A 25,373-nucleotide genomic window follows, 5' to 3' on the forward strand; every position below is an offset into this window, starting at 1 on the left:
TCCTTACTCATGTACAATACGAAGGAAATCGAAATGCGGGAGGTATATTATGTTCACTACGCAGTACATACGTACAATGCTTGCTGCCATGATGCTTGGCATCCTCGTACTCACGAGCGGCTGTTTCAGCGGTGATGTGAGCGTCACCGTCAACGACGACGGCTCTGCCGATCTCAAGACGACGCTCGTCAGTGTACCGATGCTCGCCCAGCTCGTCGAGCAGAGCAAGGCGTCGATGGTGGCGAAGAATCCCGACGCACAGGTCGCGCCCGTCACGAAGGAGAACATGTCAGGCTACGAGATCACGGAGCACTATGCATCGGTTGACAAACTGTCCGACCAGGATTTCTTCGCCGCACACGACGGCAAGAACACGGGCATTACCGTCAATCAGGGGCTCTTCTACACGGACTATAACTTTGACCTCCTGTTTGAAGGGAGTCAGAACGGCGGCGGTGCAGGTGCATTCGCGAGCAACATCACGTTCACCTATCAGATGACGCTCCCATCTGCACCATCGAGCTCCAACGCCGACCGCGAGGAAGACGGCGGCAGGACGCTCACGTGGAACCTTGGCAAGACACTCGTCACGGGCGAATCTTCGCCGATTCAGGTCTCGTTCCGCATCTGGAACAAAACGGCCATCATCGGTACGGTCATCGCCGTACTCGTTCTGATCGCCGTGATCGCCTTCCTGATCTGGCGCCGCCGCAAGGGATCCGAGCCCGAGGAGCAGAAGCTGATCGACGGCCCGATCATCGACGTGAAGGCAGAAGAAAAGCACTGATCGCGAATTGAATACGAAAACATCCCTGCCATGCGGCAGGGATGTTTTTTGTGTCAGCCGTAATGTCCGCGACATGCAAAAATCAAGATACTCTCGTCCTCAACAAGATAAACAAGTCTATTGGTCAGTCCTCAATGAGATCATGTTCGGCAAAGCACAGCTTTCCCGCTCGGTATGCTTCCAGCTTTTGTTCAAGATAGTGCAGATTCCGCTCATCATAAAACGGATCCACAGAGACATCAAATGGGATTCGGCGTTCCCGTCCCACTTTCTTGGCAAAGATCGTAAACGCCGCACTCATGGAGAGCCCAAGTTCTGCACAAACCTGCTCCATGTTCTTCTTTACCGCTGCGTCCAGTCGAAAGTTTACATTAACTGCCTGTTCCATCGCACTCACTCCTTTACAAGGATAGAATACGCAACTGTAATGATTTTTGCAAGCGTTTTTCTTTATCTTTCATCCACACTGCAAAATCAATCGGACGTGATGAAAGTTCCGCGCAGCAAGGTCTTCCTTCCGAATCCAGAAGTAGATCAGACCGCAGTCGCCGTACATAAGCTCCGTTTCACCGTCCTCGACGGTGCCCATCTGAAACAGCAGCACCCAGCGATCTGCAGCATTTCTCACAAGTTCCGCTTCCTCCTCTTCGGAAAGCTCTTCCTGCATGTCTCCGTCAATGCCCCTGCTGTATAGTTCGCACTCCGGCTCCATTTCATTCTGAATCTCGTCGGCATAGCCGAGCATCTTCATGGGATTGTCCTCGTGAGCGGCAGCATCGTATCCGAACTCCGCCCGCAGTTCGTTGTAGGTATCCCAATCCACCTCTTTGCCGCAGCTGCGGCTGTATGCAAAAGGCGACAGAAGACTGACGGCATCCGCAAAGGTCAGCGCCTGCTCGCCCACGCTCCACTCCTTCGTTTCCTCCGGAATCTGTGTCGGGACAAGCCCCTCCGTCTCGGGGAAATAATAGACGCGTGCATATCCCTCAGACTTTAGTTCAAATCCCCACTCCATCGACACGGTCTCATAGAAGAAGCTGAGCACGCCCGTCTTCGGCAGGAGACCTGTACGGTCATACGGCGCGGCTTCGCCAAGGTTGATCTGCGCGAGAAAGGCAAGCGGGCGGTTCTTCGTCACGCCCTCGAAGTCCGTTCCCTTATAGTGCGGCCAGTCAAAATCTGCGGGCAGATCGGGCGTTCCGTAGAACTTGCTCGCACCGACGGGGAGTTTTTCCTGTGCAGGATGATGCGAGATCGCAATCTCACGCCGCTGCGTGCGTTCAAAGAACGCCGTCACCTCACGGCGCACACGCTCACGCTCTGCCTCAGCCTCACGCACGAGCTGCTCCACACTCATAGAAACGGGCTCCTCCGCATACCAGCCGTGCTTGTTTTCAACCGCCTCTTGGCACCGCGCCGTCATGCCGCCGGGCTTGCCATAGAAGACGCGCTCGATCTCTGCCTTGCTCTCCGCATCCTCGTCTGCACGCTCCAAATAGCCGAGAGCCAGACGCAGAACACAGAGCTTCGGATACCGATTGACTGCAAAAAAGTACAGGGAGTAGCCCATGCGATAGTTCCAGAGCGCATCGCGCTCGGCTTCCGGAACTTCGTACAGTGCCTTGACCGCATCGAAGAAGCTGCGTTCCTCGATGTATTCCTGTGCCGTCTTCATGCTGCCTCCTTTGCCCGCCGATACTGCATGACGAGAATGACGACGAAGAGAGCAAGTCCAACGAGGTCGGTGGTGCTGCCCGGCGCGATCATGAGGAGCCCTGCAGCGATAAGAAGCAGCCGCTCATAAGGGCGGCAGTGATCGGCAAGGAAACCGCAGAGCGCGGAGCTGACGGCGATCATGCCGAGGAGGGCAGAGATCGTGACTGAGACGAGTGCGAGCGGTGTCGCATCAACCATGAGGAGGACGGGCGAGAGGACGAATACATACGGGATGATGAATGCCGCTATCGCCAGTTTTGACGCGTGCACGCCTGTTTTCAGCGCATTTCCTCCGCTGATGCCCGCCCCCGCGTACGCAGCGAGGGCAACAGGCGGCGTGACATCCGCGATGATGCCAAAGTAGAACACGAACATGTGCGCAGCGAGCACAGGGACGCCCATCTGCTCGAGCGCAGGCGCGGCAATGGTCGAAGTGATGACGTAGTTCGCCGTGGTCGGCACGCCCATGCCGAGCACAATCGCCGTAATCATGGTGAAGAACATCGCAGGCAGGAGCATCCCGCCTGCGAGATCAATCAGTCCCGATGCGAGGCGCAGGCCGACGCCCGTCTTCGTGACGACGCCGATGATGATGCCCGCCGACGCGCAGGCGACGAGCACGCCGAGCACGCCTTTCGCGCCGCGCTCAAGGCCGTAGACGATCTCGATCGGCTTCATGCGCGTCGATTTGCGCAGCATGGCGCAGAGGATGGAGAGGAAGATGGCGACGAGTGCCGCACGCATGGGCGTATAGCCCGAAACGAGCAGATAGACGATCACGGCGAGAGGAATCGCGAGATGCCCGCGTTCCTTCAGGAGCGTCAGCGGATTCGGCAGCTCGGCGCGCGGGATGCCCTTCAGCTTCTTGCGCTTTGCCTCAAAGTGAACGCCGAGCCAAACCCCTGTGAAATAGAGAAGCGCGGGGATCGCCGCCGCCTTGACGACATCGATGTAGGGGACGCCGACGAACTCCGCCATGAGGAACGCCGCCGCGCCCATGACCGGCGGCATCAGCTGTCCGCCCGTGGAGGCCGCCGCCTCGACCGCCCCCGCAAAGTTCGCGTTGTAGCCGAGTTTTTTCATCATTGGGATGGTGAGCGAGCCCGTGCCGACGACGTTCGCGACTGAGCTGCCCGAGACCGTGCCCATCAGCCCGCTCGAGAGAACGGCGACCTTCGCCGGGCCGCCGCTCGCCCAGCCCGCGAGTGCATTGGCGAGGTCGATGAAGAACTTGCCGAGCCCCGTGCTCTCAAGATAGGCACCGAAAAGAATGAAGAGGAAGATAAACGTCGAGGAGACGCCGAGCGGGATACCGAAGATGCCCTCCGTCGTAAAGTAGAGATGTCCGATGAGCTGCTCCGGACTGAGTCCGCGGTGTGCGAGCACGCCCGGCATGTAGGGGCCGAGGAAGGCATACGCAATGAAGGCGAGCACGACCGTCACCATCGGCAGACCCACGACACGCCGCGTCGCCTCGATAACGAGCAGAATGCCGAGTCCGCCGACGACGGCATCCGTGGTCGATACGATCCCTGCACGTGTAATCAGCTCACAGTACTGGATGACAAGATAGGCGGGCGTCGCCGCGCCGAGGACGGCGAATGCGATGTCGATCGGGTGGAAGTAGTGATCCCGCGTCCACGCACGCCGAAAGGGATAGAGGAGATAGGCAAGCGCGAGCCCAAACCCGAGATGAACGGCACGCTGCAGCTGTGCATCGAGCACGCCGAAGATCGCCGTGTAGAGCTGAAAGATGGAAAATGTAATGGCAATCGCCGCAATGATCTTCTTCGGCCAGCCCGTATAATGGGCGGTGTTGGATTCGCGGTCATACGTTTTGAGTACTTCTTCCGCATTTGCAGCATGGTCAGTCATAGCGTGTTCACATCCTTAAATAATTCTTTCGGCAGGGGCAAGCCCCGAAGATTTTCACGATACATAAAATATTTGCGGAAAAAGAAATACGAGGCCACGATCCGCAGCCCCGGAAATCTTATAATAGGCTTGTATAGAGCGGTGCAGCGACGAGGTCGATGCGCGTGCCGTCAGGACAGCGCTCATAGAGGGGATAGTCCGTGCCGCCCGCCGTAATGGTCAGCTCCGTCCCCACACCTGTGCGCAGGCTCAGCGTGTCATAGTCGCGATCCATATCGAGGATGAAATGCCCATCCTCCTCGTGAAACGTCCCCTCCTCGGGGAGAAAGGGCAGTCCCACGCCGTGTGACTGGTAGCGCGTGCCCGTGAGGTGGAAATGTCCGTCCGGATAGACGGTGAGGAACTCCTCGACGGGCGTCTTCTGCACAGAGTGAATGAACCGCACGGTAAGCGGCGTGCCCTCTCTGCCGATCTCCCGTACGAGGACAGTCGTCTCTCCGCCCGCGTGCATGAGAAGCGCCGGCGCAGAGAGAATATCAAATGCGATGAGGAGCACCGCCGCGGCGAGAGCGATCAGATAGGCTCTCATTTCTCGTTAAAGTACTTCTCCGCCCCCGCATTCATCGGCAGAGACATTCCATCCTCCGCCGTTGCCTTTGTGATCTGCTTGCCGACAGCGTGCGCGGCCTGCAGGCGATCGAGGTTCGAGAAGATCGCCTTCGTGATGCTGTAGCCCATGTCGGCATCCACCGAGGGCCCCGCAACGAGCATCGCCATGACAGAGACCGAGGGGATGTCCTCATTGAATCCGCCGTACGTCCCCGCAGGGATCGTGGTCTTCGTATAGAACGGATACTTTGCGATCAGCGCATCCGCAGCCTTGTCCTCCACGGGGAGGAGACGTACGGGGTTCTGTGAGGCGATATCCTGCACAGACGCCGTCGGATAGCCCGCCGTCAGCACGGCAACATCCACGTTGCCGTCCTTCAGCGCGCTCGCCCCCTCGGCGAACGAGAGGAACTTCGCATCAATATCATCGTAGGAGATGCCGTATGCTGCGAGAATCTGGCGCACATTCGCCTCAACGCCCGAGCCGGCCGCACCGACCGCGACACGCTTGCCCTTCAGCTCCGAGAGATCCTTGATGCCCGAGGACTGGAGCGTCACAAACTGGCAGGTTTCGGGGTAGAGCGAGGCGATCCCCTGCAGTCCGTCCACCTTCTTGCCGTCGAACATCTCCGTGCCTGTCACGGCATAGTATGTAATATCGTTCTGCACCGTCGCAAGGTCGATCGCCTTGTCGCGCAGCATATTGATATTCGCCACCGACGCGCCCGTACTCTGCGCACTCGCGTTCATCCCCGGGATCTCCTTGTTCAGAATCTCGGCAATCGCGCCGCCGATCGGGTAGTAGGTACCCGCCGTGCCGCCTGTGCCGATGTTCAGGAACTTCTTGCCCGATGCAGAGTCGCCGCCGCAGCCGGTAAGGAGTGCAGCAGAGAATACAAGGACTGCACCTGCCGCAAAAATTTTCTTTACGGTAGAGATGTTCATGTTCTTTCCCTCCTAAAATGAGCGATTTTCCACAAAAAACGGAATAACAGAAACATAGTAACATAAAAACCGCCCTGCACGCAAGCAGGGCGGCGTTTGTATCGCGGTATACATAGGAAAGGCACGCGTATGGCAGAATGCTTTTATCAGCGATTTCTCAGTTTTTCACAATCTCTGCCGGCTCGCCGTTCGCCTTGGCGCGCGCAATGCACTCCTTCAGGCGCGCGATATTCTTCACGTGGAGGTCGATCGCAAAGCGGATGCGCTTCTTCTCCTCCTCGGTGAATACAGGGTCCTCGTAGGCAGCGCGGATGCGGACGAGGCGTGCCTCCACGTCGCGCAGCTCATCCTCCATCGGCCGTACATGCTGCAGCGCACAGCCGTAGACCGAACGCATCGCATCCTCGACGTACTGGGCATAGCCGGGCTCGCCCGACGTCTTCTCCAGCCACTGAGCGACATGATGAATCACATCGTAGGGCGACTCACCGCCGTGAATCATGGAGACGATCTCCATCTTTATCTGCTGCTCTTTTCCGTGCGGCTGGCGGATCAGCTCCTCTGCCGCCATCAGATGACCTTCTCGCCGTGGTAGCGTTCGCCGCCGATCTCAGGATAGACGCCGTATTCCACCGCCCACTCGCATTTATACTTGATTGCCTGTGCATGGATCGTCTTGATACGGTCGATATTCTCTCGCATGATCTTGCCCGGGACGCCCGCGACGAGCGAGTTCGGCGGGATTACTGCGTTCTCCTTGACCACGGCGCCTGCCGCGATAATCGAGCCGCGTCCGATCTTTGCCCCCGTGAGGACAATCGCGCCCATGCCGATCAGCACATGATCCTCGATTTCGCAGCCGTGGATGCACGCGCTGTGCCCGACCGTCACATAGTCGCCGATGATGCACGGATTATCGTCCGCGACGTGCAGACACGTGAGATCCTGAACATTGGAGCAGACGCCGACCGAGATATAGTTGACATCGCCGCGCGCGACAACCCCCGGCCAGAGGCTCGCGTACTGCCCGAGCCGCACATCACCCGAGAGGAACACCTGCGGCGCGACGAACGCCTCCTCGTGAATCTGCGGCGTAATGCCGTGAAAGGCATGGAATCCGTCTCCTTTGAATGTAAACATAGCAGCTCCTTTCAAACAGATGCGCACAATTTATTTTATCGCATTTCGGACAAAAAGAAAAGCTGGTGATCCTCACCAGCCTGTATTTCCTGCCATTTGGTCGTCGATGCACGACGCGCTCGTGCGCGTCTCTCCCGTGCAGACACTAATCATCCCGCCAAGTCTCAAGGTATCCCTCGCCAAGGCCAGCTAATTCTTCCAAATGTGCCGTATGCCGTTCCCCCCCATTCCCTTTCGAATGTTGGCACACGTACAAGAAATACGAGTGATAATTTACCATATCCCCCGTGCTATTGCAATAGTTCTGCGCCCTCCAGGAAAATTTAATAGAACACAGCATTACGAAAAGACAGACGATTATTTCTTCAAAGGGCAGGCAAAAAGGTTCCTTAAAAATCGCGCTGAATTTATCCGTGATTTCCACATCTCCGCTTGACTTCATCGCGCTTCTGCGCCATAATCAACGCATGAATAACTGTCCATATAAAAGCAGAAAGCGGTGATCCATCATGGATTCAGCAGCACAGTCTCATGATTGCGGGTGCGGATGCACGAACGCGCAGGCAGAGCGACGCACGTACCTGTCCGCGCGTACGCGCATCGCGGCGGCAGCTCTGCTCTTTCTCCTCGGTATGCTCTGCGGCGAGGGGACGGCGGGCACCATTCTCTTTCTCGCGGCGTATGTCCTCGTCGGTGCCGATGTGCTCTGGCGCGCCGCCGTAAATCTGCGGCATGGACATCTCTTTGGCGAGCACTTTCTCATAAGCACCGCCACGCTCGGCGCCCTCGCGCTCGGCGACTACGCCGAGGCCGCCGCCGTCATGCTGCTCTATCAGCTCGGTGAGTTCCTGCAGGATCGTGCCGTCCAGCGCGCACGCCGCTCCATCACAGCGCTCATGGACATCCGCCCCGACACGGCGCGCGTCCTCATGGACGGGCGCGAGGAGATCGTACATCCCGCGGCGGTTGCCCTTGGCAGCACGATCCGCATCTATCCGGGCGAGCGCGTGCCGCTCGACGGGACGGTGACCGCAGGCGAGAGCACGCTCGACACCGCTGCGCTCACGGGAGAGTCTCTGCCGCGCACCGTACGTACGGGAGATACGCTCCTCAGCGGCTGCGTCAACATCACGGGCGCGCTGACCGTCCGCGTCACAGCCGCCTATGCGCAGTCCGCTGCGGCGCGCATTCTGGATCTCGTGGAGGAGGCGGCGGATAAGAAGTCGCGCACGGAGGCGTTCATCACGCGCTTTGCGCGCATCTATACCCCCGTCGTCGTATGCGCCGCTCTCGCCATCGCCGTCCTGCCGCCGCTCATCATGGGAGACGCCTTCGCGCCGTGGGTCTACCGTGCGCTGACCTTCCTCGTCATCTCCTGCCCCTGCGCCCTCGTCATCTCCGTTCCGCTCACCTTCTTCGCGGGGCTTGGCGCGGCATCCCGTGCGGGGCTCCTCGTCAAGGGCAGCTCCTATCTCGACGCGCTCGCCCGCACGGACACTGTCGTCTTTGACAAGACAGGCACGCTCACCGAGGGCAACCTCCGTGTGACGCGCATCCTCCCCGCCGCAGGCACTACGGAGCAGGAGGTGCTCGCCCGCGCCGCCGCCGCAGAGCAGCACTCGTCCCATCCGATGGCGCGCGCCGTCATGCGTGCCTTCGCGGAATACGGCGGCACTCCTGCGGCTGTCCATGACATCGAGGAGCACGCGGGGCGCGGCATCACTGCGCGCAGCGAGGAACGCATCATCTGCATCGGCACACACGCATACCTCAGCGAGAGCGGCGTCACCGACCTCCCGCCTACCGCACCTGCAGGTGCGATCTGGCTCGCCGTGAATGGAGCGTATGCGGGCATGATCTGTGTCGCCGACACCGTCCGAGCAGGTGCTGCGGATGCCGTCCGCGCGTTGAGGGAGCACGGTGTCCGCGAGACCGTCATGCTCACAGGCGATGCCCGCCCCGCCGCCCAGAGCGTCGCTGCGGCGGTCGGCATCGACACGGTATACGCCGAACTCCTGCCGCAGGACAAGGCGGCGCATCTTGAGCGTCTGCTCGCCGCCGAGCGCACGGGCAGGACGCTCGCCTACATCGGCGACGGCATCAACGACGCACCTGTCCTTGCACGTGCCGACATCGGCATCGCCATGGGCGGCATCGGGGCGGACGCCGCCATCGAGGCGGCGGATGTCGTACTCATGACCGACGAACCGCGCAGGCTCGTCTCCCTCCTCGCCCTCGCACGCCGCACCGTCCGTATCGCACGGGAGAACATCGCCCTCGCCATCGGCATCAAGGCGGCCGTCCTCCTCCTCGGCGCACTCGGCTGGGCAAGCCTCTGGGCGGCGATCTTCGCCGACGTGGGCGTCACCCTCCTCGCCGTCCTCAATGCCATGCGTGCCATGCGGGCGCAGAAGGACTTCATCCATATTTAAGGAAACACTGATAAATTCGGCACACCATCTTGACGCATCTTTTTCGCCCGCTTTTCGTTAGCAAATCCTCCACATAGCCCTCGCTATGCGTCCGGTTTGCTGCCTCAATCGGACAAAAAATCTACGCCAATCTGGCTGACCTCATTTTATCAGTGCTTCCTTAAGCAATCTCCCCTCCATACGATATGATAGATAAAGAGATAACGCTCTGCGGAGGTGCTGATCATGCAAACACAGCGTATCGATGAAAAACTTTCCTTTCTGCACACGGACAATCATCCCGCACGTCAGGCCACGGGACAGGCAGCAGGGCAAAACACAAAAGCTGCACCGACCATCCTCTCCCGTGCCGCCGAGGTCTATATCAGTGCGAAAGGCCGCGAACTGAGCGCAATGGATGCTCCCGACGACCGCCTGACCCCCGCCGAGACGGCACTCGCCGCCGAACAGAACGAGGCGAACGAGAAACGCGCGAAAAAGGACGAAGCCGCCGCCATCGAGCAGCGCATCGCGACCGACGAAAAGCTCACAGACGACGATAAGGCGCTCCTGCAAAAGGAAGCGGACAAGCTGAAGCGGGCGGGAATGACCGACGAGGATAAACTCAGTACGCTCTACAAAGAAAAATACCAAATGGAGAAGCAGATCACAGACGGAACGCTGACCGCAGGTGAGATCGTGAACACCATGCGTGCGAAAGATGAATCCATCGCCAACCTCCAAAATATCATCAAGGAAAAAGCAGAGCATACCGATGCCCTGCGGCGTCAGTCCGTGCAGGAGCGTGCCGATCTCGATGCTGCGACGGCAAAGGAAAAGGAAAACGCCGCCCCCAAAGAGGACAATGCGACGGCGAACGCCGTCACCTCCCTCACTGCCGCACTGACGAAGAAGGCACTCGATGATGCGGAGAGCAAAGACAAGGACGATGCAGGGCACAAGGATGCAGCCCGCAGCGAATAAATCTTGCACGTTACACGGCTCTCTGATATAATAGAGACAAAAGAGAACCGCTCGATAGAGCGGCTGCCTTCATCACGGATATGGATTTAACCGCACCGTTTCTCAGGCAGGGCGGTTATTTCTTTGAAACACACAAAAGCCCCCGACGATCGTCGGGGGCTTTTCACATCTCTTTATGCCTCACCGCGGCGTCCGTGGTAGAGACACCACGGCTCCTCCGCCATGAAGTCACCGCCGTGGTAGTACGCGGCACGCGCACGGCAGCCGCCGCACGCCTTCTTATAGCTGCATGAGCCGCAGCCGCCGCCGTAGTCGAGCGTGCGCAGCTCCTTGAACACCTCGTTCTTCGCCCAGATCTCATCGAACGGCGTCTCGCGCACATCGCCGAGCTCGCGGTTGAGATACGCGCATGGCTGCACCTTGCCGCGCGGACTGATGATGCAGTACGTCAGCCCCGCAAGACAGCCGCGCGAAAAGCGCGTATTCACGCCGAGCTGGTCGGCGATGCGCAGGAACTGCGGCGCACAGGTCGGCTTCAGCTCGATGTCCACCGTCTCCTGCTTCTTCATGATGCGTGTGAGCACATCCTCGTACGCCTCCGCGCGCAGCGACTCCTCCTCGATCGTCTCCGCACGTCCCGTCGGCACGAGGAAGAAGAAGTGATGCGCCTTCGCTCCGATCTCCACGGCGAAATCCGTCATCGCCTCAAGCTCGTGCGCGTTCCAGTCCATCACCGTCGTGTGGATCTGGAACGGCAGCCCGACGGCACGGCAGTTCTCCATGCCGCGCACTGCACCGTCCCAGCCGCCGGGGAACGAGCGGAACGTATCGTGCTTCTTTTTGTCGAGCGAGTCGAGCGAGATGCCCATCCCGCACGCGCCCGCCTCCTTCAGCGCCTTTGCCGTCGGCAGGTCGATCAGCGTGCCGTTCGTGCCGAACACGGGGATCAGGCCCAGTCCGCGCGCATAGGCAACCAGCTCGATGATATCAGGGCGCGACAGCGGCTCGCCGCCCGAGAAGATCATGATGCGGAAGCCCGCCTTTGCGATCTCGCGCAGGAGCTTCTTGCCCTCCTCGGTCGAGAGTTCCTCGTCCGCACGGCAGCCCGCATCGCGATAACAGTGTGCACAGTACATATTGCAGGCGTTCGTCACGTTCCACGAGATGATCTTCACCCCGCCGCCCGCGACGCCCTTCGGATGTCCGCCGGGGTGACCGCCCTGCCCCATGCCATGCGGATGTCCGCCGGGATGTCCCATCCCGTGCGGGTGCCCAATGCCATGCGGATGCCCTGCCGGGGCGCCCTGCGCGGCGTGCGCCGCTTCCATCGGCGCGCTCACAGTGCCGCTCCCGCAACGCCGATCTCCTCATCCGTCAGATAGCAGGACGGATCGGATGCCCAGAAGTCCCCCGTCCGTGCCTCGGCACGCGTGCGGAAATTCCCATTGCACCAGTCGAGATACTGACAGCGCGCACAGCGTCCCTTGAGGAGCGGCTTGCGATCCTTCAGCCCCGCCATGATCGGATTCGTCACATCCTGCCAGATATCGCCGAACTTGCGCTCGCGCACATTGCCGAACGTGTGATGCTGCGTAAACTGATCGGGGTGCACATAGCCCATCGGATCCACCTCGCCGAACGCAATCCCGGAGCGGTTGCCGCCGTTCGCGCCGATCAGCTTTTTGATCTGCTCTGCCCCCGCGTCGTTGCCCTCGGCGAGCGCCTTCAGATACATATAGACCCCGTCGCAGTGGTTGTCCACCGTCAGGATCTCCTTCTTGAGACCGCGCGCCTCAAAGTCCTTCGTCCGCGCGATGATCGTATCCATCGCGTGACGTGCCTGCGCGGGCGTCACATCCTCATCCATCATCTGCCCGCCGCGTCCCGAGTAGACGAGATGATAGAAGCAGACGCGGTTGATCCCCTTTTCCTCGATAAAGTCGAAGATCTTGTCCAGCTCCATGATGTTGTGGTGGTTGATCGTAAAGCGCAGGCCCACGCGCTGACCGACGGCGACGCAGTTCTCGATGCCCTCCATCGCCCGCTGGTACGCGCCGTCCACGCCGCGGAACATATCGTTCACATCCGCCAGACCGTCGAGCGAGATGCCGACATAGCCCACACCGAGATCCTTGATGCGCTGTGCCGCGTCGCGCGTGATGAGCGTCCCGTTCGTCGAAAGCGTCGGACGCACGCCGCGCTTTGCCGCGTGCTCCGCAAGCTCGAAAAAGTCGGGGCGGATCAGCGGCTCGCCGCCCGAGAAGAGCAGCACGGGCACACGGAACTCCGCGAGATCGTCAATGAAGCGCTTTGCCTCCTCCGTCGTCAGCTCCCCGTCGTACGTCTGCCCGTCCGACTCCATATAGCAGTGGCGGCAGCGCAGATTGCACGTACGCGTCGAGTTCCAGACCACGACGGGGCCGATGCCCTCCGCCGCACCGCTCTTCATCCGATGCGCGTTGTGTGAGTAACGCAGCGCATCGCCATAGTACTCATCCATAAAAAGAAGTTTTGTTACACTGATCATTGGTACTCCTAAAATACACAGTTGGTTCAGGAAACTGTCTCCTCAGACTGCCTGCTCCTCATTCTGCCTGCGGATGCCGTCGAGGAGCAGGCGCGTCTTGAGCGCAATATTTTCCTGAAAGCTCAGATCCAGCTGACTGAACGCCGCCGCCTGATACAGTGAGTGGAACATCTCCGCGATCAGATCGACGGGAACGTCACCGCGAATCTCCCCCGCCTTCTGTCCCTCGCGGATAATCTCGGTAAAGACCCGCTTTACCTGCGGCGCCATGCGGCTCGGATGCGGCTTATCCTCCGCCCCCTCCTGCGGAGGGGCCCCCTGCGGCTTATGATGTGACACCGAGAGAAAGAGCGGCATCACAAAGCGGTTCTCATCGAGGAACTTTGCCGTCACGCGCGCACCGACCTCAAGCAGCTCCAGCGAACTGCGCTCCGCCGACCGCGCTTCGGCAAGCGCCATGCATATCGTCTCGCCCAGCCGTCCAAGCAGGGAGAACAGCAGCTCCTCCTTCGAGGCGAAATAGTTGTAGAACGTGCCGATGCCGAGATCCGCCGCCGTCATGATGTCCGCAACCGACGTCTCCTTGTAGCCCTTCTTCGAGAACTCGCTGACCGCGGCTTCGAGAATCATCTTGCGCGACTGCAGCTTCTTGCGCTCACGACGCCCCATCTTTTCTTCCAAACGAATCGCACCCTCTCTCGTTAGTAATACTATTATAACGAAAAAAAAGCCATTTGAAAAGCAAAATATGAACCTCGTTCATATTTTCATTCTCAATGACAAAAATATCATCCATGTACAAAAAAACGCCGATCTTCATCGGCGTCTGCGTTCAAAATGGTGACCCAGGAGGGATTCGAACCCCCGACCCTTTGATTCGTAGTCAAATACTCTAATCCAGCTGAGCTACTGAGTCACGTGTCTTGCGACGGTGATTATAATAACATCTTTGAGGCAGACTGTCAAGGGGGATTTTCCGGAAGTTGCAGGATTGCCATAGACATGCTGCACAAGCAAATAAAAGGGAGCACCGCATTGTGCTCTGTGCAGTCTCCTAGACGCGCTCGCCCCACACGCCGTCGCGGCAGAGACGCACGAGACGCATGGGGACGAGCTCGCCGCGCGGGACGGCGGCATCTGTATAGACGCGGATGTATGTCCCTGTCAATCCGTCCGCCACACCGTCGTGCTCCGTCTCAAAGAGGACCTCATCCACCGTGCCGAGCGCCGCACGATGATACGCCTCCGCCATCTCCTCAGCGAGTGCCTGCATCCGCGCTGCACGCTCCCTGCGCACCGGCGGGGCGATCTGATCCGTGCGCCGTGCCGCCGGCGTACCGCGCCGCGCCGAGTACGGGAAGACGTGCATCCGCGCAAATCCCATCGCGCGCACAAAGTCAAGACCTGCCGTGAAGTCCTCCTCCGTCTCCCCCGGAAATCCGACAATGATGTCCGTCGAGATCGCCGCGCCCGGCACGGCGCGGCGCACATCGGCGAGGAGCTGCGCAAACGCCGCCGTATCGTAGCGGCGGTTCATCGCACGCAGGACGTTGTCGCTCCCCGCCTGCAGCGGAAGGTGCAGATGCGGCGCAAAGCGCGGCTCCGTCCGTACGAGCGAGAGGAGATCCTCCGACAGCTCCACCGATTCCAGTGAGCCCAGCCGCAGCCGCCGCACCTCCTTCGTGCGCAGCGCTGTGCGGCACGCATCGGCGAGCGTTGGGCGCTGCGGGAGGTCGATGCCGTACGCACCGAGATGGATCCCCGTCAGCACCACCTCGCGAAAGCCCGCCGCCGCGAGTTTCTCCATCTCGCGCGCCACCGCCGCGAGCGGACGCGACTTCACCGGACCGCGCGCATAGGGGATGATGCAGAACGAGCAGAAATTCTGACAGCCATCCTCGATCTTGAGAAAGGCACGTGTGCGGTGCGGTACGCCGTGCAGGGGGATATCCTCAAAGGCACGCGCCTGCATCACATCCGTGATCTCCTCCACCACACCGTCCGCGTGCAGGGCCTCCTCCACATAGTCCACAATGCGCGCGCGCTCCTCCGTCCCGATCACGACACGCACCCCTTCGAGGCCGCGCACCTCCTCGGGCGATACCTGTGCGTAGCAGCCCGCCACAGCGATGCACGCCGTCGGATTCATGCGCGCGGCACGGCGGATAATCTGGCGGGACTTGCGGTCACTCAGATGCGTCACCGAGCACGTATTGATGACGTAGACATCCGCCCGCTCCTCGAACGGCACGATCTCATAGCCGCGCGCACGGAACAGTCCCTCCATCGTCTCCGTCTCGAACTGATTCACCTTGCAGCCGAGCGTCATAAATGCTGCGCGCACCGCACACCTCCTGTTTTCATACAGCGTTCCGACAATAAAAAAGAAATAACCGCCCCTTGCTCCCAACGCGCGGCGGTTAATTCCGTTTCCTTGTGAAGAGACAGACGCCTTGTCGAGGTCTCTTCTTTGTATCTCTATCCTAACAGATTTCGCCCATCTTGGCAAGGCACACACGGCATACCCGCAGTCATAAATTTTTCTCTTCAAACTAATGACATTGACGAAAAAAACGATATAATAGGTGTAGGATTTTTTTCCTATACCATTCACCAGGGAAGGAGGACACAGATATGGCAACCATTACACAGATGACCGGCGCAGCAAGCAGCATCTACCGCTCTCTCTACGCAGGCAGCTCCCGCACGGATGCAGCGCGCGCACTCTTTGGCACACCGGCGCAGCGTCAGGGAAACAGCAGTCTCTACTCCGCCTACTACAACGCGAAGGACTCAAGCGCACAGGAACTCAGCTCCATCCTCTCGATTGCGAATCAGGCAGCGAAGCTCCGCAAGACCTACGCTGAGACCAGCGCCAAGTTCTACAAAGAGTACGACGGCAATATGAAGGATTTGCGCAAGGCGGCACGTGCCGTCGAGAACACGGACTTCAAGTTCAGCAGCAGCGACATCACGACAAACGCCGACGGCTCGCGCAGCTACAGTGACCGTCTGAAAGGCGCGATCTCGGACGTGAAGAATCTCGTCAGCAAATACAACGAGACGAGCGACTTCCTGCGCGGAAACAAAGAGCTCGGCAAGGGCGTACAGGCCCTCGCGGGCGAGTTCTCCGACACTACATATATGGCGGGGTCGTACGCGAAGATGGGCATCTCCGTCGACGGCGCAACGGGCAAGCTGCGCGTCAACGAGAACCTGCTCGCCGACGCACTCATCGACTCCCCCGCACGCTCCGAGGCGATCCTCGGCAGGGATGGACTCGCGGGACGCGCCGACCGCCATGCGGAGGCGGCACAATTCTCGCGCCGCAGCGTCATCCCGACGATGGAGCAGGCGATCGGCGGACAGCTCAGCTACGCGTCAAACATCCTCAATGGACGTGCCCTGCCCACCATGTCACGCTACTCGAATATGCTGAACCTCTTCAGCATCTATGTATAATGGGGGAATGCAGAATGGATATTGCACAGCTTTCCGTCAGCATGGCGGCACAGCAGACCGCGCAGAGTCTCGGCATCGCCGCCGCCAAGATGGCGATGGACGCGAGCGGCGAGGCGCTCGAGATGATCGAGCAGAGCACCGCGAGCCTCGACCCGAGCCTCGGCGGCAGCATCGACGTATCAGCATAACAGGAAAACGGGGGTGTGCGCTGCACACCCCCGTTTTCCTGTACCAACATAAACACACAAAAATCCCCCTCCTGCGGGAGGGGGATTTTTCATGCGGCGGTCTGCCGCTGTGCGTTCTGTCGATCAGAAGAAGAACTCGACCGAGCCGTAGACCTTCTGAACCTTGTCGCCCACTGCACGCTCAATCAAGCGTCCCTTGTAGTACTTGGCCGTGAGAACGACATTCTTGAAGGGAGCATAGGTCGCACCGACCTCAACGCCCTTCGTATGGAAGAGTGCGCCGTCCTCCGTCGGTGCAATGGATGCATTGCCGAGGTAGCGATACGAAAGATATGCGCCCCAGGAACCCTTGTCCTCCGGATCAGCTCCCTTATATGCATAGGTAGCCTGATAGGATTTCTTCAGTTTGCTGTGGGTTGCGTCAACCGCATTGTTGCGCGCGTATGCAGCAGACAAGACGTTGTTCTTGTCGAAGCGGTAGCCGAGGTTGGTCCCCCAGATCCCCATGCGGTTTTTGTTCGCTTTCAGATTGAAGGGGCCGGAACCGGGAGCACCGCTGACGAGATCCTGTGAACCGAAGTTGTAGTAGCCAAGACCCGCCACGAGCTTGTCATTATCATACTGGACAGCGTAGCTCTGGAAGTTCGCCCTATCCGTAAATTCATCCTCGGCAGGCAGCGAGTGCGGCCAAGCCAGGTTTGCATGATCCTTTACGCGGCCGGCCTGGATAATCGCCTTGAGATCCTTGCCATAGCTGACCTGTGCGCCCGAGAAGTCACCATCATAGATGACTGCGCCCGGCGCCTGGTAGTCGCCCTCCGGGGAAAGAAGCTCAATCTTGCCGAGACGAACCTGGAACTTATCATAGTCGCCCTGTACATAGGCACGTTTCAGCGTGAGGCGATCCTCATCATGGTCGTCGCCTGCACCGCGGTCATCCTGCATATTGATTGAGGCGTCGAGACGGGCAACGGCATGCCAATGATTGTTGATCTCTGCCGTCGGCTCGAGACGGAGCTTGAGGTTGTTGTCATTGTCCTTCGGCACGCTCTCCCAACGCTCACTCGTATACTCGTACTGAACCTTGCCGTTCCACTTCACCATGTCAGCGTTGCGCTCGAGGTTCGAGACACGGACGCCGAGGTTGTTGAGCTCGTCAGCGAACTCTGCGGCAAGGCGGTCAACGAGCGCACGGTCCGAGGCGGACATATCGCCCTTTGCCATCGCCTTTGCCACCATCTGCGCCATCTCATAACGCGTGATGTTGCGGTCGCCGCGGTACGTGCCGTCGCCGTAGCCCTCCACAACACCGTCGGCAGCGAGCTGCGAGACAGCGTCATACGCCCAGTGGTCACGGGGCACATCGGAGAACGGGTTCGCCGCTGCGAACGTCGTGGATGCTGCGCCGACAACAAGCGCCGTCGCCAGTGCAGACACGAGAGTCTTCTTCATAAGAAACTCCTCCTTCGGTAAATAGTTTTACGCTCTTCCGTCAGAGGAATGCATGCGAAAGTGTCCATGTTTCCTCATTGCTCTGCATTCTCCTATACGGAACAGGCCCATTTTAACATTACTGAGAGAAAATTACAATAGGACAAATGAATTATATTTTCAATCCCATGTGCGCTGTACAAAAGAATCCCTCTCCCGCGGGGGGAGAGGGATTCTTTCATTCATGCAGCACAGCCGCACAATGCGTTCATCTTAGAACAGGAACTCAACACGTCCGAACACATGGCTGACACGCTTGTGATCATACGTTGCGTTCGCGGGGATAATCGACCGACCCTTGAAGTACTTCGCGGAAAGGACGATGTTCTTTGCCACAGCATAGTTTGCGCCGACCTCAATGCCCTTCGTGCGGAGGAGTGCACCATCCTCTGTCGGAGCAACCGATGCATTGCCGAGGTAGCGGTAGGAGAGATATGCGCCCCACGAACCCTTGTCCGCAGGATTTGCTCCCTTGTAGCCATACGTAACCTGATAGGACTTGTTCAGGCGCTTATGCGTAGCAAGGATGTTCGAAGCATGCGCATACGCACCGGAGAGAACGCTGTTCTTGTCGAAGCGATAGCCGAGGTTGCCGCTCCAGATGCTCATGGTCTTCTGGTTCGGGCGGAGGTTGAAATCATTCGTCGCATCATCGGAATTGAAGCGGTAGTAGCCAAGGCCTGCTGCGAGGCTGTTCTTGTCATACTGCGCTGCAATGCCGTAGAAGTTCGCCGTATCATCGAAGTCCGTATTCAGTGTCGTACCAGATGGCGTATCAAGACGGTTCGTTGCAGCATGATCGCGGACACGTCCTGCCTGGAGAATCCCCTTGAGATCCTTACCAAAGCTGACCTGTGCGCCCGAGAAGTTGCCATCATAGACGATCGCGCCCGGTGCCTGATAGTTGCCCTCCGGCGTGAGGAGATCCATTTTGCCGAGCTTCACCTGGAAGTTCGTGTAGTCGCCCTGTGCATAGGCACGCTTCAGCGTGACCTTGTCCTTGTCATGGTTTGTGCCTGTGCCGCGGTCATCTCTCAGGCTGGTCGTTGCATCGAGACGTGCCTTGACATGCCAATGATCATTGACCTCAGCCGTCGGATCGAGACGGAAGAGAACAACGCCATTATCGCGGTCACGATGCAGGTTCTCGCGGCGAATGTTCTCATAGGTGTAACGGAGTTTGCCGTTCCACTTCACCATGTCAGCGTTGCGCTCGAGGTTCGAGACGCGGACGCCGAGGTTGTTGAGCTCGTCAGCGAACTCTGCTGCGAGGCGGTCAACGAGCGCACGGTCCGACGCGGACATATCGCCCTTTGCCATCGCCTTTGCCACCATCTGCGCCATCTCATAACGCGTGATGTTGCGGTCGCCGCGATACGTGCCGTCGCCGTAGCCCTCAACAACACCGTCGGCAGCGAGCTGCGAGACAGCGTCGTATGCCCAGTGGTCACGGGGCACATCGGAGAACGGGTTCGCTGCCGCGAACGTCGTGGATGCTGCGCCGACAACAATGGCCGTCGCAAGTGCGGATACGAGTGTCTTCTTCATGAGAAACTCCTCCTTCAATAAATGGATGTAATCGATTTCCATTCGGAGGAATACACGGGTGAAAGTATCCATGTTTCCTTTGCCCTTTGTATCCTCTCGTTTGGAACGCCTTTATATTACCATGGACAAAAACAAAATGCAAGACCTATTGTGAATTAATTTTATACTAGGTTATGAAATTCAGATTGGTTTCAGGTTCTGTGCGCTTGGCGAACACAGCGGGAGCCATCCTGTCTGTTGGGAAGGATGCTGATCCGCCGGAATCAAAAACCTCCCCCGTCTCTGTGGGGGAGGTGCGATCTCTGCTATTTTTCATAATGCCCACGACAAGAAGCGATATGGATGATACCATCCTGTTCGTAGTAAACAACACGATTCACTTCGTCAATGCGTCTGCTCCACCATCCGCTGAGATTCCCTCTGAGGCGTTCGGTCTTCCCCATCCCTCCCGCGGGATCTCTCTGAATGTCGCGGATCACCGCGTTGAGGCGTTTCAACGTCTTCTTGTCCTGCGTCTGCCAATACAGATATTCTTCCCATGCACGGTCTTCCCATAGGAGCCCCATCAATCCGCCTCGATCAAGTCATGCTCAGCAAAATGTCCATTTCCTGCCTCAATGTCGCGCTTTAGTCCTTCCAGATACTGAATGTTGCTCGGCGAATAGAACGGGTCACTGCTCCGCTCGGCTGAGATCTCAAACGGTATTTTGCGCTCGCGCACCGCCGTCTTTGCAAAGACGCAGAACGCCGTTGTCATCGTCATGCCGATCTCCGTGCAGAATTCGTCGAATGCCCGCTTGAGGTCTGCATCCATGCGGATGCTCACGCTGGTCTGTGCCATGATTTTGCCTCCTCTCATCAGCGGCTCCTTAAGTTAATTTCATTGTATGGATTTTATCGTGCATTGTCAATGATTTTTGATGCATCTCGTCCACTCTCACTCCCCCACGAGGGCGAGCGGGACGGGGATGCGGGTGCCGCCCGAGGCCTGCAGGAGCTCGACGCGGACGCCGAACACCTCGGCGATGCGTTTCTCGGTCAGCACCTCGGCGGGCGTGCCCGTGGCAGCGACAGCACCGTCACGCACGAGGATGATGTCGTCGGCATACTGCATGGCGTGTGCCATGTCGTGCAGGACCATGAGGATGGTCATGCCATGCTCCGTGCTGAGGCGGCGCGTGATCTCCATGACGCGCAGCTGATGCGCGATGTCGAGGTAGGTGGTCGGCTCGTCGAGGAGGAGGAGGCGCGGCTTCTGACTGAGCGCCATCGCGAGGAAGACGCGCTGCCGCTCGCCGCCCGAGAGGGTGTGTACGTCGCGCGCGGCGAATGCGCCGACGTTCGCCATCTCCATCGCCCACGCGACCGCGTCACGGTCTGCCGCCCCCGTGCGCAGGGAGAACCGCCCCGCGTGGGCAAATCGGCCGTAGGCGACGAGCTCGCGCACGGTGAGCCCCGCGGCCGCCGCGCGCTCCTGCGGCAGGATGGCGCGCACGCGTGCCAGCTCCCGCGCCGTATAGCTGCGCAGCTCGCGTCCTGCCAGCTCGATCGTCCCCGTATAGTGTGGGTTCAGTCCCGCGAGGGCGCGCAGGAGGGTGGTCTTGCCCGCGCCGTTCGGGCCGATGATCGCCGTGCGCCGCCCCGCCGGGATCTCGATGTCCACGCCGTGCAGAATCTCCTGTCCGGCGGCGAAGACGGTGAGCCCCGCCGCCCGCAGTACGGCGCTCATAGCTGCCTCCGCAGGAGATAGAGGAAGAACGGTGCGCCGATGACCGCCATGAGGATGCCGACAGGCAGTTCAAGCGGGGCAAAGAGCAGCCGCGCCGCTGTATCGCTGAGGGTGAGGACGGCAACGCCGAGGAGTGCTGCCGCGGGCAGGAGCACGCGATGATCCGCGCCGACCATGAGGCGTGCGGCGTGCGGGACGATGAGCCCGACGAAGCCGAGGAGCCCCACAACGGAGACGGCGCTCGCGGCAAGCAGGGCGGCGAGCGCCGTGAGCATGACGCGCGTGCGCTCGACGGCGAGCCCCACGCCGCGAGCCATGTCGTCGCCGAGCAGGAGGATGTTGAGCCGCCCCGCCGCAAGCAGGGCGCAGAGCCCCGCACCGACGGTGTACGGCAGGAGCATCTCGACGTGCGGCCAGCTCCGCGCAGAGAGTCCGCCGACCATCCACATGAGCGCGCTGTGGACGCGGTCGCTGTAGAGAATCATCATGGCTGAGATGCCCGCGCCGAGGAATGCCGAGACGGCGACGCCCGCGAGGATGACGCGCGTCGGTCGGATGCCGTCACGCCACGCGAGGAGATAGATAAGGAGGGCGGCAAACATCGCCCCGCCGAACGCCGCCGGCGTGATGAGCCATGCCGCTCCAGGCAGGACGAGCATGATAAAGATGCCCGCCAGTCCTGCGCCGGAGGAGATGCCGATGATGTGCGGGTCGGCGAGCGGGTTGCGCAGGATCGCCTGCAGGATCGCCCCCGAGAGAGCGAGGTTTACGCCGACGAGGGCAGCAACGATGGTGCGCGGCAGACGGATGTTCCAGAAGATCTGGGCGTGCGCCGTGTCACGCACGCCGCCGAGGGCGGCGGCGATCTCCGCGCAGGGAATATCCACCGACCCCTTTGCCGTCGATACGATACAGCCGATGACGGCGAGCATGGCAAAGAGCACGAGGACGAGGATGCGTTTTCTCATGGATAGACGAGCCCCGCCATGTACTTCGCCGCCGCGGGGTAGTCAAGCCCGGGGCTGAAGAGGAACATCTCCTGCGGGAGGTAGTAGACTCTGCCCTCACGGATGGCCGTGACGGTCTGCCATGCGGGGTTATCCGCGAACATTGCCTCCATGGACGCGCGGATCTCCGCCTCGTCGCCCATGCTTGTAACAAAGAGGATGTCGGGGTTCTGTGCGACAAGGGTCTCCATGCTGTAGGGGGCGGCGTCGGGGTTCTTGTCAAGGGCAGGCATGCCCGCCGCCGTGTTCTCCCAGCCGAGCATGTTCGCAATGCAGCCCGCGATGCTGCCGTCGAGCTGGACGGAGAGTCCCTGCCCTGTGCTGTGGATGATGGCGACGCGCTTTTTCTCCTGCGGGATGGAGCGGCGGACGGCGTCGAGGTCGCTGTCCATCTTCCGGACGAGCTCCTCCCCCTTTTCCTTCTCCCCCGTGAGCACGGCGAGGATGCCGATCTCGCGCTTTACGTCATCGTAGCTCTTGCCGTCGAGGACGAGGGTCTTGATGCCGTTCGCATCGAGCGTGTCGATGAGCTTTTCGTTCATGCCGCGATTGAGGAGGACGAGGTCCGGCGAGAGAGAGATCAGCTTCTCTGTGTCGATCTGGTAGGTTTTTCCGATGGAGGGCGCCGCCTTTGCTGCGTCCGGGATCTTCATCTTGGAGTCGGGGCGTCCGACGACCTCGCCGCCGACGGCGTAGAGCGGCGCGATAAAGGAGGCAGAGGTGACGGCAATGCGCGCAGGCTTTTGGTCAAAGCTGACCGTGCGTCCGTTGTCATCCGTCACGGCAGCATACGTGCCGCCCGCTCCGCTGCCCGTGGAGGGGGCGGGCGCACCGCACGCGCTGAGGACGAGGGCGGCGGCGATGAGGAAAATTGTTCCCAATGCTCTCATGTCAGTTCCTCCGTGCAAGAATGGTGGAAAGGTAGTTCAGCGGTTCGCCGCGCTGCGCACCGATGTCGCGGATGATCTTCTCATCGTCGAGCCCTGCACGGCTGACGAGGACGGCATCCTCCGCCATGTGGTTTTCTGCGAGAAGGTCAACGATCTCGGGGGCGTTGCGGTAGACCTTCATGACGACAGCGCTCTGCACGGCGGAGAGAATCTTCTCGATGTCTGCGCGGTCCGCCGTGCCGGGAATGATGGCGAGGATGTCATCGCCCTCCACGATGGGGCGATTGAGACGGCTGCCGATCGCGGCAAAGGCGGGTACGCCCGGGATGGTGATGATCTCGACGTTCTCCTGCTCCATGAGGCGGAAAACGTAGATGTAGGTGCTGTAAAACATGGGGTCGCCGAGGGTGAGGAAGGCGACGTTCTTCCCCGCGTTGAGGAGGGCGAGGATCTCTGCTTTGTTTTCCTCCCATGCTTCGGGATTTTTCGCGAAGTCCTTGACCATGGGGAAGACCTGATAGACGATCTCGACGCCGTCTTTGAGGTAGGGACGGGCGATCTTGAGGGCGACGCTGCCGTCCTTCTTCTCGGTCTTGGGGGCAATGAGGACATCTGCTGCCTCAATTGCCTTGATTGCCTTGACGGTGAGCAGTTCGGGGTCGCCCGGACCGACGCCGATGCCGTAGAATGTGCCGCGCATAAATTTCCTCCCATGATAAAAGCCCGCGCCTTTCTTTTGTCTTGGGCGGTACTTTTCTTTCTTTTCCCACTTGTTCTTATCGGTTCTTCGGTGGAAGTGTGCGAAGAATACAAAAATCCTTCCCCCATAGTACAGAGGAAGGATGATTTTGTCAATATAGAGCATTCGCCGCCTCCCCCGCTCCGGCGGAGGATGCTTGGGCTTACAGCGAGACGGCAGAATGACTCATTACATCAGCATCGCGAGCATCGCACCTGCGGCGACGGCGGTGCCGATAACGCCGGCAACATTCGGCCCCATGGCGTGCATGAGGAGGTAGTTGCCGGGCTTTGCCTTGATGCCGACGATCTGGCTGACGCGCGCTGCCATCGGAACGGCAGAGACGCCCGCCGAGCCAATGAGCGGGTTGATCTTCCAGCCCGTCGCGCGGCACATGATCTTGCCGAGGACAACACCCGCCGCCGTACCGAAGATAAAGGCGACCAGGCCCAGTCCGATGATCATGAGCGTTTGCTTGACGAGGAAGCTCTCAGCGCTCATCGTGAGTCCCGTGCCGAGCGCGAGGAAGATGGTGACGGTGTTGATGAGCGCATTCTGCGCTGTATCGGAGAGACGATCCGTCACGCCGCTCTCGCGGAAGAGGTTGCCGAGCATCAGCATCCCGAGGAGGGCGGTGATGGACGGCAGGAGAAGGCTGATGAAGATGGTCGAGACGATCGGGAAGGCAATGCGCTCGAACTTCGTGACCTCACGTGCCTGCTCCATGACGACCTCGCGCTCCCGCTTTGAGGTGAGGAGCTTCATGACGGGCGGCTGGATGAGCGGCACGAGGGCCATGTAGGTGTACGCCGCAACGGCAATCGCGCCGAGGAGGTGCGGGGCCATCTTCGAGGCGAGGTAGATGGAGGTCGGGCCGTCCGCACCGCCGATGATGCCGATGGAACCTGCCTCCTGTGCATTGAAGTCGAGCATCATCGCGCCGAGCAGAGCGACAAAGACGCCGAACTGCGCCGCCGCGCCCATAAGAAGGCTCGACGGGCGGGCGATCAAGGGGCCGAAGTCCGTCATTGCGCCGACACCGAGGAAGATGAGCGGAGGGAAGATCTCATACTTGATGCCCATACCGATCGCGGACATGACGCCAGGCTCCTCAAATCCGTTGAACGGAATGTTCGCAAGGATACAGCCAAAGGCGATCGGGCTGAGGAGCAGCGGCTCGAAGTCACGGGCAAACGCAAGGTAGAGGAGCACCAGTCCAACGAAGATCATGATGAGGTTGCCGGATGTGAATCCGGAGAATCCACTGCCCTGTACAATCGCCTGCAGAGAGACGGAAAATGCATTGATAAAGTCCATGATGATCC

At 59.7% G+C, this 25,373-nt stretch carries 25 protein-coding genes, 1 tRNA gene and 1 pseudogene; 5 read left to right on the top strand and 22 right to left on the bottom strand.

Annotated elements, in window-relative coordinates; translation table 11 throughout:
- Positions 1 to 49 precede the first annotated feature (49 nt).
- Positions 50 to 787 (top strand): hypothetical protein, encoded by a 738-nt coding sequence (locus HMPREF0908_RS04955; protein ID WP_006690357.1) that lies wholly within the window; start codon positions 50 to 52, stop codon positions 785 to 787.
- Positions 788 to 911: 124 nt separating this feature from the next.
- Here HMPREF0908_RS04955 and HMPREF0908_RS04960 read toward each other — a convergent pair whose 3' ends face one another.
- The 7 genes from HMPREF0908_RS04960 to HMPREF0908_RS04990 all read right to left on the bottom strand — a co-directional run bounded on the left by HMPREF0908_RS04960 (position 912) and on the right by HMPREF0908_RS04990 (position 7,072).
- Entirely contained in the window at positions 912 to 1,175 is a 264-nt protein-coding gene (locus tag HMPREF0908_RS04960; protein WP_006690358.1) for a type II toxin-antitoxin system RelB/DinJ family antitoxin, read from the bottom strand.
- 69 nt (positions 1,176 to 1,244) lie between these two features.
- Positions 1,245 to 2,462 carry a YwqG family protein gene (locus HMPREF0908_RS04965; RefSeq protein WP_006690359.1) on the bottom strand — a complete coding sequence of 406 codons (1,218 nt, stop codon included), beginning with the start codon at positions 2,460 to 2,462 and terminating at the stop codon, positions 1,245 to 1,247.
- A complete protein-coding gene (locus tag HMPREF0908_RS04970) occupies positions 2,459 to 4,378 on the bottom strand; it encodes a TRAP transporter permease (protein WP_006690360.1) in 1,920 nt (639 codons plus the stop codon). Before HMPREF0908_RS04970 ends, HMPREF0908_RS04965 begins: the two co-directional genes overlap by 4 nt.
- Before the next feature lie 118 nt (positions 4,379 to 4,496).
- Positions 4,497 to 4,967, bottom strand: a complete 471-nt coding sequence (locus HMPREF0908_RS04975) for a DUF1850 domain-containing protein (RefSeq protein WP_006690361.1) — start codon at positions 4,965 to 4,967, stop codon at positions 4,497 to 4,499.
- A complete protein-coding gene (locus tag HMPREF0908_RS04980; protein ID WP_006690362.1) occupies positions 4,964 to 5,932 on the bottom strand; it encodes a TAXI family TRAP transporter solute-binding subunit in 969 nt (322 codons plus the stop codon). Before HMPREF0908_RS04980 ends, HMPREF0908_RS04975 begins: the two co-directional genes overlap by 4 nt.
- A gap of 157 nt (positions 5,933 to 6,089) precedes the next feature.
- Complete coding sequence (locus HMPREF0908_RS04985; RefSeq protein WP_006690363.1) at positions 6,090 to 6,503, bottom strand: hypothetical protein; 414 nt, start codon at positions 6,501 to 6,503, stop codon at positions 6,090 to 6,092.
- A complete protein-coding gene (locus HMPREF0908_RS04990) occupies positions 6,503 to 7,072 on the bottom strand; it encodes a gamma carbonic anhydrase family protein (RefSeq protein ID WP_006690364.1) in 570 nt (189 codons plus the stop codon). The genes HMPREF0908_RS04985 and HMPREF0908_RS04990 overlap by 1 nt, the downstream gene beginning before the upstream one ends.
- Positions 7,073 to 7,581: 509 nt before the next feature.
- Here HMPREF0908_RS04990 and HMPREF0908_RS05000 point away from each other — a divergent pair.
- Entirely contained in the window at positions 7,582 to 9,504 is a 1,923-nt protein-coding gene (locus HMPREF0908_RS05000; protein ID WP_006690366.1) for a heavy metal translocating P-type ATPase, read from the top strand.
- Here HMPREF0908_RS05000 and HMPREF0908_RS11250 read toward each other — a convergent pair.
- Positions 9,501 to 9,625: pseudogene (locus tag HMPREF0908_RS11250) on the bottom strand (secretion protein HlyD). The gene HMPREF0908_RS05000 and the pseudogene HMPREF0908_RS11250 overlap by 4 nt on opposite strands.
- A 104-nt stretch (positions 9,626 to 9,729) precedes the next feature.
- Between HMPREF0908_RS11250 and HMPREF0908_RS05005 the strand changes: the two are divergent.
- Positions 9,730 to 10,467 carry a hypothetical protein gene (locus HMPREF0908_RS05005; RefSeq protein ID WP_006690367.1) on the top strand — a complete coding sequence of 246 codons (738 nt, stop codon included), beginning with the start codon at positions 9,730 to 9,732 and terminating at the stop codon, positions 10,465 to 10,467.
- A 173-nt stretch (positions 10,468 to 10,640) separates the two neighbouring features.
- Here the strand turns inward: HMPREF0908_RS05005 and nirJ2 are convergent, their stop codons facing one another.
- The 5 genes from nirJ2 to mtaB form a co-directional block, all read right to left on the bottom strand.
- Complete coding sequence (gene nirJ2, locus HMPREF0908_RS05010) at positions 10,641 to 11,795, bottom strand: putative heme d1 biosynthesis radical SAM protein NirJ2 (protein WP_006690368.1); 1,155 nt, start codon at positions 11,793 to 11,795, stop codon at positions 10,641 to 10,643.
- 8 nt (positions 11,796 to 11,803) lie between these two features.
- On the bottom strand, positions 11,804 to 12,994 hold the full coding sequence (gene nirJ1, locus HMPREF0908_RS05015; protein ID WP_006690369.1) for a putative heme d1 biosynthesis radical SAM protein NirJ1: 1,191 nt from the start codon (positions 12,992 to 12,994) through the stop codon (positions 11,804 to 11,806).
- Positions 12,995 to 13,036: 42 nt separating this feature from the next.
- Positions 13,037 to 13,663, bottom strand: a complete 627-nt coding sequence (locus HMPREF0908_RS05020; protein ID WP_006690370.1) for a TetR/AcrR family transcriptional regulator — start codon at positions 13,661 to 13,663, stop codon at positions 13,037 to 13,039.
- 169 nt (positions 13,664 to 13,832) lie between these two features.
- A tRNA-Arg gene (locus HMPREF0908_RS05025) sits at positions 13,833 to 13,910 on the bottom strand.
- 138 nt (positions 13,911 to 14,048) lie between these two features.
- Positions 14,049 to 15,338, bottom strand: a complete 1,290-nt coding sequence (gene mtaB, locus HMPREF0908_RS05030; protein WP_040572431.1) for a tRNA (N(6)-L-threonylcarbamoyladenosine(37)-C(2))-methylthiotransferase MtaB — start codon at positions 15,336 to 15,338, stop codon at positions 14,049 to 14,051.
- 290 nt (positions 15,339 to 15,628) lie between these two features.
- Between mtaB and HMPREF0908_RS05035 the strand changes: the two genes are divergently transcribed.
- Both HMPREF0908_RS05035 and HMPREF0908_RS05040 read left to right on the top strand, forming a co-directional pair.
- Positions 15,629 to 16,456 carry a hypothetical protein gene (locus tag HMPREF0908_RS05035; protein WP_006690373.1) on the top strand — a complete coding sequence of 276 codons (828 nt, stop codon included), beginning with the start codon at positions 15,629 to 15,631 and terminating at the stop codon, positions 16,454 to 16,456.
- 14 nt (positions 16,457 to 16,470) lie between these two features.
- Complete coding sequence (locus HMPREF0908_RS05040; protein ID WP_040572432.1) at positions 16,471 to 16,644, top strand: YjfB family protein; 174 nt, start codon at positions 16,471 to 16,473, stop codon at positions 16,642 to 16,644.
- A 123-nt stretch (positions 16,645 to 16,767) separates the two neighbouring features.
- On the opposite strand, the gene HMPREF0908_RS05045 is transcribed toward HMPREF0908_RS05040, so the two are convergent.
- The 9 genes from HMPREF0908_RS05045 to HMPREF0908_RS05085 form a co-directional block, all read right to left on the bottom strand.
- A complete protein-coding gene (locus HMPREF0908_RS05045; protein ID WP_006690375.1) occupies positions 16,768 to 18,096 on the bottom strand; it encodes an S-layer homology domain-containing protein in 1,329 nt (442 codons plus the stop codon).
- A gap of 252 nt (positions 18,097 to 18,348) precedes the next feature.
- Positions 18,349 to 19,683 carry an S-layer homology domain-containing protein gene (locus HMPREF0908_RS05050; RefSeq protein ID WP_040572527.1) on the bottom strand — a complete coding sequence of 445 codons (1,335 nt, stop codon included), beginning with the start codon at positions 19,681 to 19,683 and terminating at the stop codon, positions 18,349 to 18,351.
- 305 nt (positions 19,684 to 19,988) lie between these two features.
- Positions 19,989 to 20,249: a Txe/YoeB family addiction module toxin gene (locus HMPREF0908_RS05055; protein ID WP_006690377.1), complete on the bottom strand. Its 261-nt coding sequence runs from the start codon at positions 20,247 to 20,249 to the stop codon at positions 19,989 to 19,991.
- Positions 20,249 to 20,524 (bottom strand): type II toxin-antitoxin system RelB/DinJ family antitoxin, encoded by a 276-nt coding sequence (locus HMPREF0908_RS05060; protein ID WP_040572433.1) that lies wholly within the window; start codon positions 20,522 to 20,524, stop codon positions 20,249 to 20,251. Before HMPREF0908_RS05060 ends, HMPREF0908_RS05055 begins: the two co-directional genes overlap by 1 nt.
- 96 nt (positions 20,525 to 20,620) lie before the next feature.
- Positions 20,621 to 21,412, bottom strand: a complete 792-nt coding sequence (locus HMPREF0908_RS05065; RefSeq protein ID WP_006690379.1) for an ABC transporter ATP-binding protein — start codon at positions 21,410 to 21,412, stop codon at positions 20,621 to 20,623.
- A complete protein-coding gene (locus HMPREF0908_RS05070) occupies positions 21,409 to 22,380 on the bottom strand; it encodes a FecCD family ABC transporter permease (protein ID WP_006690380.1) in 972 nt (323 codons plus the stop codon). Before HMPREF0908_RS05070 ends, HMPREF0908_RS05065 begins: the two co-directional genes overlap by 4 nt.
- A complete protein-coding gene (locus tag HMPREF0908_RS05075; RefSeq protein WP_006690381.1) occupies positions 22,377 to 23,309 on the bottom strand; it encodes an ABC transporter substrate-binding protein in 933 nt (310 codons plus the stop codon). Before HMPREF0908_RS05075 ends, HMPREF0908_RS05070 begins: the two co-directional genes overlap by 4 nt.
- Position 23,310: 1 nt before the next feature.
- Positions 23,311 to 24,009, bottom strand: a complete 699-nt coding sequence (cobI, locus tag HMPREF0908_RS05080) for a precorrin-2 C(20)-methyltransferase (RefSeq protein WP_040572528.1) — start codon at positions 24,007 to 24,009, stop codon at positions 23,311 to 23,313.
- A 228-nt stretch (positions 24,010 to 24,237) separates the two neighbouring features.
- Positions 24,238 to 25,365 (bottom strand): sodium ion-translocating decarboxylase subunit beta, encoded by a 1,128-nt coding sequence (locus tag HMPREF0908_RS05085; protein WP_006690383.1) that lies wholly within the window; start codon positions 25,363 to 25,365, stop codon positions 24,238 to 24,240.
- Between the last annotated feature and the right edge of the window lie 8 nt (positions 25,366 to 25,373).

Origin of the sequence: Centipeda flueggei ATCC 43531 (assembly GCF_000160695.1) — a bacterium.
Lineage (GTDB): Bacteria > Bacillota > Negativicutes > Selenomonadales > Selenomonadaceae > Centipeda > Centipeda flueggei.

Excerpts from the sequence above, each read along its gene's own strand:
- HMPREF0908_RS04955 (WP_006690357.1), top strand. The coding sequence starts at position 50 with ATGTTCACTACGCAGTACATACGTACAATGCTTGCTGCCATGATGCTT.
- HMPREF0908_RS04960 (WP_006690358.1), bottom strand. The coding sequence starts at position 1,175 with ATGGAACAGGCAGTTAATGTAAACTTTCGACTGGACGCAGCGGTAAAG.
- HMPREF0908_RS04965 (WP_006690359.1), bottom strand. The coding sequence starts at position 2,462 with ATGAAGACGGCACAGGAATACATCGAGGAACGCAGCTTCTTCGATGCG.
- HMPREF0908_RS04970 (WP_006690360.1), bottom strand. The coding sequence starts at position 4,378 with ATGACTGACCATGCTGCAAATGCGGAAGAAGTACTCAAAACGTATGAC.
- HMPREF0908_RS04975 (WP_006690361.1), bottom strand. The coding sequence starts at position 4,967 with ATGAGAGCCTATCTGATCGCTCTCGCCGCGGCGGTGCTCCTCATCGCA.
- HMPREF0908_RS04980 (WP_006690362.1), bottom strand. The coding sequence starts at position 5,932 with ATGAACATCTCTACCGTAAAGAAAATTTTTGCGGCAGGTGCAGTCCTT.
- HMPREF0908_RS04985 (WP_006690363.1), bottom strand. The coding sequence starts at position 6,503 with ATGGCGGCAGAGGAGCTGATCCGCCAGCCGCACGGAAAAGAGCAGCAG.
- HMPREF0908_RS04990 (WP_006690364.1), bottom strand. The coding sequence starts at position 7,072 with ATGTTTACATTCAAAGGAGACGGATTCCATGCCTTTCACGGCATTACG.
- HMPREF0908_RS05000 (WP_006690366.1), top strand. The coding sequence starts at position 7,582 with ATGGATTCAGCAGCACAGTCTCATGATTGCGGGTGCGGATGCACGAAC.
- HMPREF0908_RS05005 (WP_006690367.1), top strand. The coding sequence starts at position 9,730 with ATGCAAACACAGCGTATCGATGAAAAACTTTCCTTTCTGCACACGGAC.
- nirJ2 (WP_006690368.1), bottom strand. The coding sequence starts at position 11,795 with ATGGAAGCGGCGCACGCCGCGCAGGGCGCCCCGGCAGGGCATCCGCAT.
- nirJ1 (WP_006690369.1), bottom strand. The coding sequence starts at position 12,994 with ATGATCAGTGTAACAAAACTTCTTTTTATGGATGAGTACTATGGCGAT.
- HMPREF0908_RS05020 (WP_006690370.1), bottom strand. The coding sequence starts at position 13,663 with ATGGGGCGTCGTGAGCGCAAGAAGCTGCAGTCGCGCAAGATGATTCTC.
- HMPREF0908_RS05035 (WP_006690373.1), top strand. The coding sequence starts at position 15,629 with ATGGCAACCATTACACAGATGACCGGCGCAGCAAGCAGCATCTACCGC.
- HMPREF0908_RS05040 (WP_040572432.1), top strand. The coding sequence starts at position 16,471 with ATGGATATTGCACAGCTTTCCGTCAGCATGGCGGCACAGCAGACCGCG.
- HMPREF0908_RS05045 (WP_006690375.1), bottom strand. The coding sequence starts at position 18,096 with ATGAAGAAGACTCTCGTGTCTGCACTGGCGACGGCGCTTGTTGTCGGC.
- HMPREF0908_RS05050 (WP_040572527.1), bottom strand. The coding sequence starts at position 19,683 with ATGAAGAAGACACTCGTATCCGCACTTGCGACGGCCATTGTTGTCGGC.
- HMPREF0908_RS05055 (WP_006690377.1), bottom strand. The coding sequence starts at position 20,249 with ATGGGGCTCCTATGGGAAGACCGTGCATGGGAAGAATATCTGTATTGG.
- HMPREF0908_RS05060 (WP_040572433.1), bottom strand. The coding sequence starts at position 20,524 with ATGGCACAGACCAGCGTGAGCATCCGCATGGATGCAGACCTCAAGCGG.
- HMPREF0908_RS05065 (WP_006690379.1), bottom strand. The coding sequence starts at position 21,412 with ATGAGCGCCGTACTGCGGGCGGCGGGGCTCACCGTCTTCGCCGCCGGA.
- HMPREF0908_RS05070 (WP_006690380.1), bottom strand. The coding sequence starts at position 22,380 with ATGAGAAAACGCATCCTCGTCCTCGTGCTCTTTGCCATGCTCGCCGTC.
- HMPREF0908_RS05075 (WP_006690381.1), bottom strand. The coding sequence starts at position 23,309 with ATGAGAGCATTGGGAACAATTTTCCTCATCGCCGCCGCCCTCGTCCTC.
- cobI (WP_040572528.1), bottom strand. The coding sequence starts at position 24,009 with ATGCGCGGCACATTCTACGGCATCGGCGTCGGTCCGGGCGACCCCGAA.
- HMPREF0908_RS05085 (WP_006690383.1), bottom strand. The coding sequence starts at position 25,365 with ATGGACTTTATCAATGCATTTTCCGTCTCTCTGCAGGCGATTGTACAG.